This is a genomic window from Kitasatospora sp. NPDC058406 (assembly GCF_042722765.1).
Lineage (GTDB): Bacteria > Actinomycetota > Actinomycetes > Streptomycetales > Streptomycetaceae > Kitasatospora.
In genome coordinates, this window is sequence record NZ_JBHXKE010000231.1 from 1 (window position 1) to 14743 (window position 14743).

The 14743-nt window shown below is 73.9% G+C and carries 14 protein-coding genes; 5 read left to right on the plus strand and 9 right to left on the minus strand.

What is annotated here, in order from left to right:
* Positions 1-56: 56 nt before the first annotated feature.
* Positions 57-440 (minus strand): VOC family protein, encoded by a 384-nt coding sequence (locus tag ACFWOG_RS32635; RefSeq protein ID WP_329883307.1) that lies wholly within the window; start codon positions 438-440, stop codon positions 57-59.
* 196 nt (positions 441-636) lie between these two features.
* On the minus strand, positions 637-858 hold the full coding sequence (locus ACFWOG_RS32640) for a DUF6011 domain-containing protein (RefSeq protein WP_329883308.1): 222 nt from the start codon (positions 856-858) through the stop codon (positions 637-639).
* A gap of 52 nt (positions 859-910) precedes the next feature.
* Between ACFWOG_RS32640 and ACFWOG_RS32645 the strand changes: the two genes are divergently transcribed.
* Positions 911-1687, plus strand: coding sequence for a TetR/AcrR family transcriptional regulator C-terminal domain-containing protein (locus ACFWOG_RS32645; RefSeq protein WP_329952977.1), 777 nt, complete (start codon positions 911-913; stop codon positions 1685-1687).
* Positions 1688-1697: 10 nt separating this feature from the next.
* On the opposite strand, the gene ACFWOG_RS32650 is transcribed toward ACFWOG_RS32645, so the two are convergent.
* Positions 1698-2129, minus strand: a complete 432-nt coding sequence (locus ACFWOG_RS32650; RefSeq protein ID WP_380362751.1) for a winged helix-turn-helix transcriptional regulator — start codon at positions 2127-2129, stop codon at positions 1698-1700.
* Positions 2130-2241: 112 nt separating this feature from the next.
* On the opposite strand from ACFWOG_RS32650, the gene ACFWOG_RS32655 reads away from it, so the two are divergent.
* Entirely contained in the window at positions 2242-3093 is an 852-nt protein-coding gene (locus ACFWOG_RS32655) for an SDR family oxidoreductase (RefSeq protein WP_329883369.1), read from the plus strand.
* Between the two features lie 199 nt (positions 3094-3292).
* Positions 3293-4330: an EamA family transporter RarD gene (rarD, locus tag ACFWOG_RS32660; protein WP_329952978.1), complete on the plus strand. Its 1038-nt coding sequence runs from the start codon at positions 3293-3295 to the stop codon at positions 4328-4330.
* Between the two features lie 163 nt (positions 4331-4493).
* Here the strand turns inward: rarD and ACFWOG_RS32665 are convergent, their stop codons facing one another.
* From ACFWOG_RS32665 to ACFWOG_RS32675, 3 genes are all read right to left on the minus strand, one after another.
* Positions 4494-5441 carry an ABC transporter permease gene (locus ACFWOG_RS32665; RefSeq protein ID WP_380362743.1) on the minus strand — a complete coding sequence of 316 codons (948 nt, stop codon included), beginning with the start codon at positions 5439-5441 and terminating at the stop codon, positions 4494-4496.
* A complete protein-coding gene (locus ACFWOG_RS32670; protein WP_329883312.1) occupies positions 5428-6360 on the minus strand; it encodes an ABC transporter ATP-binding protein in 933 nt (310 codons plus the stop codon). The genes ACFWOG_RS32665 and ACFWOG_RS32670 overlap by 14 nt, the downstream gene beginning before the upstream one ends.
* A 153-nt stretch (positions 6361-6513) precedes the next feature.
* Complete coding sequence (locus ACFWOG_RS32675) at positions 6514-7827, minus strand: outer membrane lipoprotein carrier protein LolA (protein WP_380362745.1); 1314 nt, start codon at positions 7825-7827, stop codon at positions 6514-6516.
* Positions 7828-8017: 190 nt separating this feature from the next.
* Here ACFWOG_RS32675 and ACFWOG_RS32680 point away from each other — a divergent pair, with 190 nt between their 5' ends.
* Positions 8018-10603 carry a bifunctional FO biosynthesis protein CofGH gene (locus ACFWOG_RS32680; protein WP_329883314.1) on the plus strand — a complete coding sequence of 862 codons (2586 nt, stop codon included), beginning with the start codon at positions 8018-8020 and terminating at the stop codon, positions 10601-10603.
* A 117-nt stretch (positions 10604-10720) separates the two neighbouring features.
* On the opposite strand, the gene ACFWOG_RS32685 is transcribed toward ACFWOG_RS32680, so the two are convergent.
* Positions 10721-11833, minus strand: a complete 1113-nt coding sequence (locus tag ACFWOG_RS32685) for a tyrosine-protein phosphatase (protein ID WP_380362747.1) — start codon at positions 11831-11833, stop codon at positions 10721-10723.
* A gap of 191 nt (positions 11834-12024) precedes the next feature.
* Here ACFWOG_RS32685 and ACFWOG_RS32690 point away from each other — a divergent pair, with 191 nt between their 5' ends.
* Positions 12025-13140 (plus strand): ADP-ribosylglycohydrolase family protein, encoded by a 1116-nt coding sequence (locus tag ACFWOG_RS32690; protein ID WP_329883316.1) that lies wholly within the window; start codon positions 12025-12027, stop codon positions 13138-13140.
* A 170-nt stretch (positions 13141-13310) separates the two neighbouring features.
* Here ACFWOG_RS32690 and ACFWOG_RS32695 read toward each other — a convergent pair whose 3' ends face one another.
* Entirely contained in the window at positions 13311-13520 is a 210-nt protein-coding gene (locus tag ACFWOG_RS32695; RefSeq protein WP_329883317.1) for a DUF397 domain-containing protein, read from the minus strand.
* On the minus strand, positions 13517-14380 hold the full coding sequence (locus ACFWOG_RS32700; protein WP_329883318.1) for a helix-turn-helix transcriptional regulator: 864 nt from the start codon (positions 14378-14380) through the stop codon (positions 13517-13519). Before ACFWOG_RS32700 ends, ACFWOG_RS32695 begins: the two co-directional genes overlap by 4 nt.
* Positions 14381-14743 lie beyond the last annotated feature (363 nt).

Genomic DNA, 14743 nt, shown 5'->3' on the forward strand with positions numbered 1-14743 from the left:
GCCCCCGGCCGTCCGGCCGGGGGCGTCGCTCCGTCATGCGGCCGGAAGCCGGCCCGTCACGACTGTTCCGCCCACTCCACGAGCTGGATCACCACCCCGTTCGGGTCGGTGACCTGGAACAGCTTCTCGCCCCACGGCTCCTCGCGCAGGGCCATGGTGATCTCCGCGCCCTCGGCCCGCAGCCGGGCCTCCTCGGCGGCCACGTCGGTGACCACGAAGGCCAGGATCAGTCCGGCGGCGACCTGGTCGCGGAAGCCCTCCGGCAGCACCTCGATCCCGCGCCGCAGGAAGACCACGTTCAGCCCGGCGTCCTCCCGCCCGAGGGAGACGAACCCGTCCGACGCCATCTGCTCGGTGAACCCGAAGTGCTTCCGGAGGAACGACGCCGAGGCGTCCACGTCCTCGACGGTGAGCGAAACGGCGGAGGAGGTGATCTGCATGCTGGTCCCTCTCGTCGGCGATTATCCCGTACGCAGTACACTATACATAGTACGGAGAATTGCGCAAGGGCCGCCCCGGGCCGCCCCGGGTCGATCGGGAGGCCGGTCCCGGAGCGGGCGCGCCCGGCCGGGTCGGCCGGGGCGGGCTGGGTCGGCCGGCTGGGGCCGGGGCGGGCCGTCGGGGCGGGCCGCCGGGTTACGGCCGGCGGTCCGAGGCCCCGTCGAGCCCCGGCAGCGGGTCCTGGTCGACGTCGTGGCGGGCGACGCGATCCGCCGGGTCCCGGCATTCGGGGCCGAGGCGGAGGATGCGGGACTCGGGGTCGTGCAGGGGGCGGTGGCAGCGGCGGCAGGTGACCCGGGGGCGGACGAGGCCGGGGGTGTCGGTGAGCGGGAGGGGTTCGGGGGCGCGGTCGGTCATGGGGGCGACGGTAGCCCGGCGGCCGGGGCGGCGGGCGTGAAAGGATCGGCGCATGGCCAGTGACCGCAGCAGCGCAGGTGACCCGGCGCGGACCCTCGCGCTGCTCTGGGGCGTGACGGCGGAGGAGCGGCCCGGCCGCCGCGGGCCGCGTCAGGCGAAGTCCCCGGTGGAGATCGCGGCCGCGGCGATCGCGATCGCCGACGCCGAGGGCGTGGACGCCGTCACGATGCGGCGGGTCTCCCAGGACCTCGGGGTCTCGCCGATGGCGCTGTACACCTACGTACCGGGCAAGGCCGAGCTGCTCGACCTGATGCTGGACACCGTCTACGCGGCCATGCCCCGGAGCGTCCCCGCCGACGCGGGCTGGCGGTCGCGGGTCACCGCCGTCGCCGAGGACAACCGCGCGCTGCACCGGGCCCACCCGTGGACGGTGGCGGTCGCCACCAGCCGCCCGCCGCTCGGGCCGGGGCTGATGGCCAAGTACGAGTACGAGCTGGGGGCCCTGGCCGGAACCGGGCTGCCGGACGTCGAGCTGGACGCCGCGCTGACGCACCTGCTGGGCTTCGTCGAGACCTGCGCCCGGATGGCCGCCGACGGGCGGGCCGCGCGGCAGGAGAGCGCGATGTCCGACGCCCAGTGGTGGACCGCCAACGCCGCGCTGCTGGCCCGGGTCTTCGACGCCGAGCGGTATCCGGTGGCGGCCCGGGTGGGGAGCGCCGCCGGCGAGGCGTACGGCGGCGCGTACAACCCGGACCACGCGTACGCCTTCGGGCTGGCCCGGGTGCTGGACGGGCTGGCGGCGCTGATCGAGGAGCGTCGCGAGGGCTGAGCCCGCAGGCTCAGCGCCCGCGTGCGTCGTACTCGTCGCGGGCGGCCAGGACGGCGCCCACCCGCGCCTCCGACCAGTGCGCCAGGCCGGCGACCAGTCGGGCGGCCTCCCGGCCGAGCGGGGTCAGGCTGTAGTCGACCCGGGGCGGGATGACCGGGTGCGCCTCGCGCAGGACGAAGCCGTCGCGCTCCAGGGTCTGCAGGGTCTGCGCGAGCATCTTCTCGCTCACCCCGGAGATCCGGCGGCGCAGTTCGCTGAAGCGGTAGCCGCGTTCGTCGAGCGCACCCAGGACCAGCACGCCCCACCGGCTGGTGACGTGCTCCAGCACGCCCCGGGACGGGCACATGCGGTCGAAGACGTCGGCCGGGGGCAGGGCGCGGTGCGGCGTGGCGAGTGGTCCGGCCAGGGGCTCGGCCGCGGTGCGGGCGTCGGTGGAGTTCATTACCTGCATGTCAGTACCCTACTTTGAAGTGCGTACTTACGAAAGGTTAGTGCCGCCCCTAGAGTGAGTGTCGAAGGCAGAAGTTCAACGGGCAACCACCACAGGGAGCAGCATCATGTACGTCGTCACCGGTGCCACCGGACAGCTCGGCCGCCTCGTCGTCGAGGGCCTGCTGGCCAAGGTCCCCGCGAGCGAGGTGGCGGTGGCCGTCCGTTCCGCGGAGAAGGCCGCGGACCTCGCGGAGCGCGGCGTGGCCGTCCGGGTGGTCGACTACAACCGGCCGGAGAGCCTGGAGAGCGCCTTCGCGGCCGGCGACCGGGTGCTGCTGATCTCGGGCAGCGAGGTCGGCCACCGGATCCCGCAGCACACCGCCGTCGTCGAGGCGGCGCGCGCCGCCGGTGTCGCGCTGTTCGCCTACACCAGCGCGCCGGGCGTGGCCACCTTCAAGCTGGCCGACGAGCACAAGGCCACCGAGGCGGTCATCCGCGAGTCCGGACTCCCGTTCGCCCTCCTCCGCAACGGCTGGTACACCGAGAACTACCTGGGCGACGCGGCCGGCACGGCCGAGCGCGGCGTGGTGGTCGGCAGCGCGGGCGAGGGCCGGATCGCCTCCGCCCCGCGCCGGGACTACGCCGACGCCGCGGTGGCCGTCCTCACCGGCGAGGGCCACGAGAACGCGGTGTACGAGCTCAGCGGCGACGTCGCGTGGAGCCTCCCGGAGCTGGCGGCCGAGCTGGCGCAGGTCTCGGGCAAGCCGGTCGAGCACCGTGACGTGACCCCCGCCGAGCACCTCGCCGTGCTGGTCGGCGCCGGGCTGCCGGAGGGCTTCGCCGGGATCCTGGTCGACGTGGACGCCGGCATCGCGCGTGGCGAGCTGGCCGGCACCCCGGGCGACCTGGCCCGGCTGATCGGCCGTCCGACCGCCCCGCTGGCGGAGAGCGTGAAGGTGGCGCTCGGGGCCTGAGCCCTTCGCGCGGGCGCCCGCCCCGGGCGCCCGCCCGTCGCACCGGGTGACCAGGTGAGCGGGCGGCTGCGATGCTGCGCCGCCGTGCCCCCGCCGCGACGACTGTCATGACCAAAATCCGAATACGGAGATGACAGCCTGCCCCCGTGCCCGCTACCGTCGCCTCGACACAGGCGCGCGCGCGGAGAGCAGGCGGTCCATGCCAGAGACAACCCAGCAGGAAGCCGGCCGAGGGCTCTGGTTCGGCGTCGCGGCGTACGGGATCTGGGGGCTCTTCCCGCTGTTCTGGCCGCTGCTGGAGCCCGGTGCCGCCGACGACATCCTCGCCAACCGGATGGTCTGGTCACTGGTCGCGGTGGTGCTCCTGCTCCTGGTCCAGCGCCACTGGGGCTGGATACGCCCGCTGCTGGGCCAGCCCCGCCGGCTCGCCATGCTGGGCGGAGCCGCCGTGGTGATCTCGGTCAACTGGGGCGTCTACATCTGGGCCGTCAACGCCGGTCACGTGGTGGAGACCAGCCTCGGCTACTTCATCAACCCGCTGGTCACCATCGCCTTCGGCGTGCTGGTGCTCAAGGAGCGGCTGCGCAGGGCGCAGTGGGTCGCGGTGGGCATCGGCGCGCTCGCGGTGGCGGTGCTGACCGTCGGGTACGGGCGCCTGCCGTGGATCGCGCTGACCCTGGCGCTCTCCTTCGCCACCTACGGCCTGCTGAAGAAGACGGTCGGGCTGAGCGGCTTGGAGAGCCTGGCGGCGGAGAGCGCCTTCATGTTCCCCTTCGCGCTCGGCTACCTGGTGTACCTGCAGGTCAGCGGCCGTGGCACCTTCGGGCACACGGTCGCCGGCTCGTTCGGCTGGGGTCACTCGGGGCTGCTGGTGCTCAGCGGGGTGATCACCGCGATCCCGTTGCTCTGCTTCGGTGCGGCAGCGGTCCGGGTGCCCCTGACCGTGCTCGGGCTGCTGCAGTACCTGGCGCCGATGTTCCAGTTCCTGATCGGTGTCACGGTCTTCCACGAGTCCATGCCGCCCGCCCGCTGGGCCGGGTTCGCCCTGGTGTGGGCCGCGCTCGCGGTGCTCACCTGGGACGCCCTGCGGCGCGTCCGGGCGGACCGGACGGACCGGGCCGCCGCCCAGGCCCGGACGGCGGCCGCCGCGGCCGCCTCCGCAGCCGTGGCCCCGGCCGACGCGGTGCCCTCCGGCACGACGCCGACCACCGGGCCCGCCCGGGCCACCACCGGCTGAGCCCGGTCACCCGCCGAACGGGGCGGCCGCGCCCTCGGCCCCGTCCCGAGGCCGTCCCGCGAGCGGCCCGGTCCCTCGTGACCGGGCCCCGCGACCCCCGCCGCCGGGCCCGCCACCGCCACCGTCCGCCGAGCGGACCGGTCCCGGCGCCGGTCCGGCCCCTTCAGGCCGTGATGTCCCGCGCGGTGAACCGGGACCACGCGGCCGAACCGAACACCGCCACGTAGCCGGCCTGCAGCCCGAGGTTCTTCAGCACGCCGTCCCAGTACATCGGCTCCCGCAGCAGGTCGCCGAAGGTGAGCCAGTGGTGGGTGAAGAGGAACGGCTGGATCGCGTGCAGCTGCGGGAAGCTGTCCAGGATCTGCACGGTGATCACCAGTCCGACGGTCGCCGCCATCGCCGCGATGCCGCTGCCGGTGAGCGTCGAGACGAACAGCCCGATCGCGACCAGCCCGGCCAGCGAGGCGGCCACCACGGCCGCCACCAGGACCGCCCGCAGCAGTGCGGAGCCCAGGCCGATCGTCTCCCCGGAGATCAGCGTGACGTCGCCGACCGGGAACAGCGCCGCCCCGGTGGCCACGGCCGCGAGCGCCACCGTCACGGTGGCCGCCAGGCAGAAGACCAGTCCGGCGGTGAACTTGGCGGCCAGCAGCCGGGTCCGCCCGGCCGGGGCGACCAGCAGGTAGCGCAGGGTGCCGGTGGCGGACTCACCGGCCACCGAGTCCCCGGCGACCACGCCGACCGTCATCGGCAGGAAGACCGGCAGGGCCACGGCGAGCGCCGTGAACACCAGGAACAGCCCGTTCTGGGTGACCTGCGCGATGAAGGCCGGACCCTCGCCGCCGCGCGGCCCGTCCGTCTCGATCCTGACGACCGTGCCGATCAGGATCGGCAGCACCGCCAGGATCCCCAGCAGCACGATGGTCCGCACCCGGCGGAAGGTCAGCACCAGCTCGCTGCGGAACAGCGCCAGGAACCCGGCCGCCGTCTGCGGCCGCCGCCCGGGCGCCGGTCGCACCGCAGCCGCCACGACACCGGACACCGCAGTCCCCGGAGCCGGTGCCCCGGACGGCACAGCCGCTGCCTTCTCCGGCACCTCAGCCCGCGACATCGAAGCCCTCCCCGGTCAGCGCCACGAAGGCGTCCTCCAACGTGCCCCGCTCCACCCCGAAGCCGTGCACCCGCACCTCGGCCGCGACGAGCGCCGCGCAGAGACCGGGCAGCGCGTCCTCGGCCAGGGTGCCCAGCTCGCCGTCGACCCGTTCCTCGCCGACCTGCACGCCGGCGACCTCGTGCGCGAGCAGCACCTCGGCCGCCCGGTGGGTGTCCGGGGTCCGGACCACCAGCCGGCCCCGGGCCCGGGCGGCGAGTTCGGCGACGGTGCCCTGCACCACCAGCCGGCCGCGCGACATCACCGCCGCGTGCGTGCAGACCTGCTCGATCTCGTCCAGCAGGTGGGAGGAGAGGAAGACGGTCGTCCCCTCCGCCGCGACCTCCCGGATCAGTGCGCGGATCTCCCGCATGCCCTGCGGGTCCAGGCCGTTGGTCGGTTCGTCCAGGACGAGCAGCTCGCGCGGCTGGAGCAGGGCGGCCGCCAGGCCGAGCCGCTGCTTCATGCCCAGGGAGTAGGCCCGGGCCTTCTTGCCGGCGGCGGCGGTCAGGCCGACCCGGTCCAGCGCCTCGGTCACCCGCTGCGCCCGGGTCCGCGGGTCGGCGGTCGGATCGGCCGCGTCGAACCGGGCCAGGTTGTCCCGGCCGGAGAGGAAGCCGTAGAGCGCCGGTCCCTCGATCAGCGCGCCGACCCGGGGGAGCACGGTGGAGACCGACTGCGGCATCGACTCGCCGAGCACGGTCGCCACGCCGGAGCTGGGGGAGATCAGGCCCATCAGCATCCGGATGGTGGTGGTCTTGCCGGAGCCGTTGGGTCCGAGGAAGCCGAAGACCGACCCCCGGGGGACGGTCAGGTCCAGCCCGTCCACGGCGAGCTGGCCGCCACGGAACCGCTTGGTCAGCCCCCTGGCTCTGATCACGTCGTCGGAGGAGGCGGAGGACGCGGGAGAGGAGGAGTGCGTCGATGTCGTCGATGTCGGGGAGGGCGAAGCGGCAACGGGGGCCGGGCGCGTCGTCGCGCCCCGGCCCCCGGCCGGCTCCGTAACGTCCCCCGTTACCGGAGCCTGGGTCACTTACTTCACCCCGGCCGCACTCTGCAGCACCGGCAGGGTCACCGCGCCCGCGAAGACCCGGCCGTCGTCGGTGACCAGCACGTTCAGCACCTTGGTGCTGATCAGCGAGCCCCCGGCGACGGGCTTGCCGAGCGACTTGACCAGCGCCAGCGGGTTCTGCGCGTTGCCCTCGCCGGCGCCCGGCCCGCGCCCGCCCTTGCCGCGCGGGCCCCTGCCCTCGGCCGGGACGAACACGTCGCCGCTGGGCAGCGCGGCGGAGAGCACCGCGGTCCAGCCCTCGCCGACCACGTTCAGGCCCTCCGCGGCGGCCTTCGCCCCGGGCGGGACCTCGGCCTTCGCGTCCGCGCCCGTCCGGTCCTCCGACGCCTTCTTCTCCGTCACCTTGGCGCCCTTGGGCACGGTGAACTCGAAGGTCTTGGCGGCGGGCCTGGCGAACGACACGTCGGTGAAGTGGACGTCCAGCACGGTGCTGCCGTCGGAGCCCCTGACCACCACGGCCAGCGGGACGCCGTTGTCGGCGGCCACCGCGATCCGCACCTCGCCGATGGTCGAGCCGGGCTGGGTGGGCTTCACGCTCAGCTGGTACGCCTTCTGCCCGGCCACGCTCGCGGTGCCGTCCACGGCCACGGCAGTGGTGCCCGCGCTCGCGGTGAGGAACAGCCGGGCCGCCTCCTGCGGGGTGGTCGGTGCCCCGGTCAGCGGCGTCCTGGCCTCGTGGCCGGCTCCCGGCCGCCCGGCCGGGCCGTCGGACCGGACCCCGCTCAGGTGGACCGCCTCGTTGGTGGCGCTGTCCCAGGCCCAGGCCTGGTCGCCGTTGCGGACCAGCTCGTACCCGGAGAGGTGCTCCAGGAGGCCGATCCGCTGCTTGTCCGGACCGTCGACCGCGACCCGCAGCGTGTGCTCACCGCCCAGCAGACCGGTCAGCTTGGACTCCGGCGAGGCCCCCGACGACTTGCCGCCACCGGGGCCGCCCGAGCCGATCCCGCCGGCCGCGGCGCCGAGCAGCTGGCTCGGCACGCCCAGGTCGGCCGAGACCGACACGGTGCCGGAGAGCGTCTCGGCCTGCGAGCCGAGGGCCTTCGCCACCACCTGTTCCGCCGTCAGCGTCGGAAGGTCCGGGGGCGAGGAGTCCGCCAGCGCCGGCCCCAGCCCCACACCGGCGGCGATCGTGGCGGCCACCGCCAGCGGAACCGCCACCCTGATCATCGTCCGGCGGCCCGACCGGTACGGCACGCCCTCCCGGAGCCCGTCCTGGAAGTCGTCCCGGAACCCGTCCGCCGAACCACCCACCGCGGTCGTCCTGTCGTCCGTCATCGCGTCCAACCCCTCCGTCAGTGACCGACTGTCCCTGTGTCTCCATTAGACGTCCCCGGACCGTTTCCGTCATCGCCCTGCAGGGCCAGATCCGGGTCGGTCTCGCGGCGCAGCCGACCCTGACAGCACCTCAGGGTCGGCTCCTCCGAACGTACGAGGAACGTGCGGGAACTGGCGTAGGGTCGCGAGCATGGACGCAACCAACATCCCGACCGCCAACGCGATGCGGCGAGCCCTGCGGCGGGCCCGGGACGGTGTCGCGCTCGACGCGACCGAGGCGGCGGTACTCCTCCGGGCCAGGGGCGAGGACCTGCGCGACCTCTGTGCGAGCGCCGCCCGGGTGCGCGACGCGGGCCTCGAAGCGACCGGCCGCCCCGGCGTCATCACCTACTCCAAGAGCGTGTTCATCCCGCTCACCCGGCTCTGCCGGGACAAGTGCCACTACTGCACCTTCGTGACCGTCCCCGGCAAGCTCCGCCGGGCCGGCCACGGGATGTTCATGTCCCCGGACGAGGTGCTGGAGGTCGCCCGCCGGGGCGCCGAGCTCGGGTGCAAGGAAGCGCTGATCACCCTCGGCGACAAGCCCGAGGACCGCTGGCCGGAGGCCCGCGAGTGGCTCGACGCGCACGGCTACGACGACACCATCGCCTACGTCCGCGCGATGTCGATCCGCATCCTGGAGGAGACCGGCCTGCTCCCGCACCTCAACCCCGGGGTGCTGAGCTGGACCGACTTCCAGCGGCTCAAGCCGGTCTCGGCCTCGATGGGCATGATGCTGGAGACCACCGCCACCCGGCTCTGGAGCGAGCCCGGCGGCCCGCACCACGGTTCGCCCGACAAGGAGCCGGCCGTCCGGCTGCGGGTGCTGGAGGACGCGGGCCGCAGCTCGGTGCCGTTCACCAGCGGCCTGCTGATCGGCATCGGCGAGACGTACGAGGAGCGCGCCGAGTCGCTGTTCGCGCTGCGCCGCGTCTCGCGGGCCTACCACGGCATCCAGGAGCTGATCCTGCAGAACTTCCGCGCCAAGCCGGACACCGCGATGCGCGGGATGCCGGACGCGGAGCTGGACGAGCTGGTCGCCACCGTCGCGGTGGCCCGGCACATCATGGGCCCGTCCGCCTGCCTCCAGGCCCCGCCGAACCTGGTGGACGGCGAGTACGAGCGGCTGATCGGCGCCGGCATCGACGACTGGGGCGGCGTCTCGCCGCTGACCCCCGACCACGTCAACCCCGAGCGTCCCTGGCCCCAGATCGAGAAGCTCGCCGAGCACGCGGCGGCGGCCGGCTTCGAGCTGCGCGAGCGCCTCGCCGTCTACCCCGAGTACGTGCGGCACGGCGAGCCCTGGCTCGACCCCCGGGTGCTGCCGCACGTCCGGGCGCTGGCCGACCCGGACACCGGCCTGGCCCGCCCGGACGCGGTGGTCACCGGGCTTCCCTGGCAGGAGCCGGAGGACCTGCCGGAGTCGTACGGGCGCACCGACCTGCACACCGCCGTCGACAGGGAGGGCCGGACCGGCGACCGCCGGGCCGACTTCGAGGACGTCTACGGCGACTGGGAGGTACTGCGCGAGCAGGCGGCCTCCGTCCCCGGGCCGGCCGGGGCGCCGGAGCGCCTCGACGCCGACGTCCGGGCGGCCCTCGCGGTGGCCGCGGACGACCCGACCGGGCTGACGGACGCGCAGGCGCTGGCCCTGTTCCACGCGGACGGCCCGGCGCTGGACGCGCTCTGCCGGATCGCCGACGCGGTGCGCCGCGACACGGTCGGGGACGAGGTCACCTACTGCGTCACCCGGAACATCAACTTCACCAACGTCTGCTACACCGGCTGCCGGTTCTGCGCCTTCGCCCAGCGCCGCACCGACGCGGACGCGTACAGCCTCTCGCTGGACCAGGTGGCCGACCGGGCCGCCCAGGCCTGGGAGGTGGGCGCCACCGAGGTCTGCATGCAGGGCGGCATCCACCCGGACCTGCCCGGCACCGCCTACTTCGACATCGCGCGCGCGGTGAAGGAACGGGTCCCCGGCATCCACGTGCACGCGTTCTCGCCGATGGAGGTGGTCAACGGCGCCACCCGGACCGGCCTCTCGATCCGCGACTGGCTGCAGCGGGCCCAGGAGTCCGGTCTGGACACCATCCCGGGCACGGCCGCCGAGATCCTGGACGACGAGGTCCGCTGGGTGCTCACCAAGGGCAAGCTGCCGGCCGCGACCTGGGTGGAGGTCGTCAGCACCGCGCACGAGCTGGGGATCCGCTCCTCGTCCACGATGATGTACGGGCACGTGGACACCCCGGCGCACTGGCTCGGCCACCTGCGGCTGCTCGCCGGGATCCAGCAGCGGACCGGCGGCTTCACCGAGTTCGTGACGCTGCCGTTCATCCACACCAACGCCCCGGTCTACCTGGCCGGCATCGCGCGGCCGGGCCCCACCGCCCGGGACAACCGGGCGGTGGTCGCGATGGCCCGGCTGCTGCTCCACCCGCACATCCCCAACATCCAGACCAGCTGGGTGAAGCTGGGCGCGGAGGGTGCGGCCGAGATGCTCCGCTCGGGCGCCAACGACCTTGGCGGCACGCTGATGGAGGAGACCATCTCGCGGATGGCCGGCTCGGCGTACGGCAGCTACAAGTCGGTCCGGGACCTCCAGGCGATCGCCGAGGCGGTCGGCCGCCCGCACCGGCAGCGCACCACGACCTACGGCGAGGTGCCGGCCGAGCGGCGGGCCGCCGCGCTCGCCTCGGACGGGCACCTTCCCGAGCTGCTGCCGCTGGTGGACTGACGGCCGAACCGTCCGGGCCCGTCCGGCCCGCCGTCCGCCTCGCGTCGGGCGGCGGGCATTCTCGGACAGTCGGACAGTCGGACAGTCGGACGGGGGCCGGAGGCTCGGGGGCCGGCCTCAGCCGACGAGAAGCTGGCTGCGCAGGTCGCGCAGGTCCCGCTGGTCCAGGCCGAGGCCGGACTTCAGGTAGCCGTCGAAGGAGCCGAACCGCTGCCGCACCTCGTCGAAGCCGGCGTTCAGGTACTCGGGCCGGACGTCCAGCAGCGGCTTGTAGACCGCCTGGTAGGCGGGCGGCAGCTGGGCCAGCGTGGCGGCGATCTCCGCGGCCCGGTAGGTGTTGCTGGCGAGGTAGTCGGCCTCGACCGTCTCGCGCGGCACGCCGAGCGCGGTGAGCAGGGCGGCGGAGGCCCAGCCGGTGCGGTCCTTGTCGGCGGTGCAGTGGAACAGGATGCCCTCGTCGTCACGCTCCACCAGGGAGTCGAGCACCGATCGGTAGGCGGTCCGGGCACTGTCGGCGGAGACCATGGTGCGCTCCGCGTCCACCATCGCCTGGACGGCGGCCTGCGGGGTGGTGACGTTGAACGCGCCGGTGTCGGCGGCGCCGAGCACGTTGGCGGAGACGGCGGTGGCACCGGCGGGGAGCCGGTCCGGGGCGGCCTTCTGCTCGGCCGGGGTCCGCAGGTCGAAGACGGTGCGGATGCCGAGGCGGCGGAGCTTGGCGAGGTCCTGGTCGGTGAGCCTGGAGAGGTCGCCGGAGCGGTAGACCACGCCCGTCCGCACCCAGCGGCCGTCGGTGGTGCGGTAGCCGCCCGCGTCGCGGAAGTTGGGTGCGGAGGCGAGGTGCAGCGAGCGGTCGGCGATCACCAGCGGGGCGCCGCGGTCGGGGACGAGCTCGAAGTACCAGCGGTCGGCGGCGGGCAGGCCGGTGACCGTCACGGTCGCGCTGCCGGCGCCCCCGGCGACGGGCCTGCGGTGGCGGATGTCCTCCGGGTCGGTGCCGGCGTAGACGGTGACGCCGCGGGCGCCGGGGGCGGTCCAGGTGAGGCTGAAGCTCCCGTCGGCCTGCTGGGTGGCGGTGGCGGCGGTGAACGGGACGGCGCGGGCGGCGTGGTGGGCGGCGGCCGGGGCGGGGGAGCCGGCCGGCGCGGCCGCGGCGAGCGCCGGGGTGCCGAGCGTCAGTGCGCAGGTCAGGGCGACGGCCGCGGTCAGGCGGGTGCGGGAGATGGTCATGGCCCGGGACGGTAGGCAGCCCGGGGTGGCGGTCCGTGGACGAGGCATGGCGGACCGGCGACATCGGGTGGAAGTGCTGGTGTTCCAGGGAGGCCCGCGACCCGTTCGGGCCTTCGAATACAGTGCGAGGGCGCGCGACCGGCCGTGCGTCGCGCGGTCCGCCCGCTTTCGTACGAAAGGCGCCCGTCGTGATGCCACTGTGGTCACGCGCACAGCAACAGGACTTCCGCAGCCGGGTGCGGGGCTGTCTGCTCGGCGGGGCGATCGGGGACGCGCTCGGCGCCGGCATCGAGTTCGACTCGCTGGAGAAGATCCGCGCCGCGCACGGCCCGCGCGGTGTGACCGGCTACGTCCCCGCGTACGGGCGGTTGGGGGCGGTCACCGACGACACCCAGATGGTGCTGTTCACCGTCGACGGCCTGATCCGCGCCCACATCCGCCGGGACACCGGCAGCTGGCACCCGCCCACCGACGTCCACCGCGCCTATCTGCGCTGGGCCGCCACCCAACGGGACTGGGGACCGGACGAACGCCGGTCCGACCTCGGCTGGCTCGGCCGGGAGGAGTGGCTGTACGCGCAGCGGGCGCCCGGGCAGGCCTGCCTGTCCGGGCTCTCCGGGGTGGACGCCGACCGGCTGGGCACCCTGGAGTCGCCGAAGAACCCGCACTCCAAGGGGTGCGGCACGGTGATGCGGGCGGCGCCGTTCGGGCTGCTCACCACCTGGGAGCCGGGGCTGGTGTTCCAGCTGGCGGTGGAGTGCTCGGTGCTGACCCACGGCCACCCCACCGGCTACCTCTCGGCGGGTGCGCTGGCGGTGATCGTCCAGACCGTGGCCCGGGGCGGCACCCTGGAGGAGGGGGTGCACCTGGCGCTCGCCCTGCTCTCGGAGCGGCCGGCGCACGAGGAGACGACGGCCGCGCTGCGGGCGGCACTGGACGCGGTGCGGGCCGGGGAGCCGTCCGCCGAGCGGGTGGAGGCGCTGGGGGAGGGCTGGGTCGCCGAGGAGGCGCTGGCGATCGGGGTGTACTGCGCACTGGTCGCGCACGACGTCCGGTCCGGGCTGCTGCTGGCGGTGAACCACTCGGGGGACAGCGACTCCACCGGCGCGATCTGCGGCAACCTGCTGGGAGTGCTGCACGGTGACACCGCGCTGCCGCCCGGCCTGGTGGTGGGCCTGGAGGGGCGCGGGGCGCTGCTGGAGCTGGCGGACGACTTCGTCCTGGAACTCCTGCACGGGCCCGAACTGCACAGCGCACGGACCCCGGAGGGCGAGGCCTGGTCGGCCCGCTACCCGGTGCTCGGCTGAGGCCGTCGGGCGGCGGGGCCGTCGAGCGACCAGGCCGTCGTGCGGCGGGGTCCGGTCTTGACGGGTGCATGGCTCCGGACGCCCAGATGCCCGTAGCGGTGTCCGCCGCCCGGGAGAGGGCGACGGACACCGCTACGGGCACCTGGGCCGAGAAGCGGTGCGACGCGAGGTCAGAACCCGCCGAACACCCCGGCTCCGGCCTCGGTGGCGAAGACGTTCCAGGCCTCGGCGGAGAAACGCAGTTGCGGACCTTCGGGATCCTTGGAATCCCGGACCGCCACCGCGTCGGCGGCGGGCACCCTGATCTCCACACAGGCGCCGTTGCCGCCGCTGTGACTGCTCTTGTACCAGGTCGTCCCGTTCTCGAAGGTGGTGCTCATCCGTGGTATCCCTCTTCAATCGTGGCTATCAGCGACCGGCTCTCCGTCACCCCGAGCGCGGCTGCCCGCAGGTGGTCGTAGAGACTGGTATAGCGGCGCACGTCGGCTTCCTTCTCCAGGTAGAGATCGCTCGTCACCCCTTCGAAGTAGACAACCGTGGAATCGGCTGACTCGGGGAACTCCAGCAGGGAGAATGTCCCGGTCATGCCGGGGTGGGCGCCGTGCGCGAACGGGATGACCTGGATGGTGATGTTGGGGCGCTGGCTCAGCTCCAGCATGTGCTTCAGCTGGTCGGCCATCACGTCGCGGCTGCCGACCTCCCGGCGCAGCACCGCCTCGTCTATGACGGTCCAGAGGCTGCCCAGCTGGTTCTCGCCCTGGACGCGGTCCTGGCGCTTCATCCGGACCTGGACCCGGCGCTGGACGGAGAGCGCGTCGGTGTCCGGCTGGGTGCCCTCGACCACGGCCTGCGCGTACTGCTCGGTCTGCAGCAGCCCGGGGACGAAGGAGGACTCGTACGCCCGGATCGAGGAGGCCTCGGCCTCCAGCCCGATGTACACGCTGTAGGGGGTCGGCATGTCGTTGAAGTCGTGCCACCAGCCGCGCTGCCGGGACTCCCGGGCCATCTCCATCAGACTGGCCCGCATCGCCTCGTCGGTGACGTTGTAGACGTCGCAGAGGTCACGGACGTCCCGCTGGCTGATGGAGCGGCGGCCGTTCTCCAGTCGGCTGATCTTCGACTGGGAGACCATCAGCCGGCCGGCGACCTCCTCGGCCGTCATGCTGAGGCCCTCGCGGAGCTTGCGCAGTTCCGAACCGAGGCGCCGACGGCGCACCGTGGGATTGATGTTCGCGGACACGTCGGCCTCCGGTCGGACTTCTGGTGATCGTTGGAACGGCAGTCCTCGGAACACTGTGGAAATCGGGATCAACCCCCCTGACGTTGTGCAGCATGTCACCTTGGATCAGGTCGGCGCCGGGTTATCACAGGAGCGCAGTAGAACAGATCATCGGAAAAGCGCTTCGGTGAGACAACGGACCCCCCGGAGTGGTAATGCGACTCCGCGGCCCGTTCCGGTGGTGCTGCGACGGCGGTGCGGACATCGTGCGGACGCGGCGCGGGGCCGCGCAAGTGCGGGTGGCACGTGCGGGGGCGGTATGCGGCCGAGGTGCGGACGACGTTCTGCGGGGGATCGGGCCGGGCCGAGTGGGGTCGGACCGCC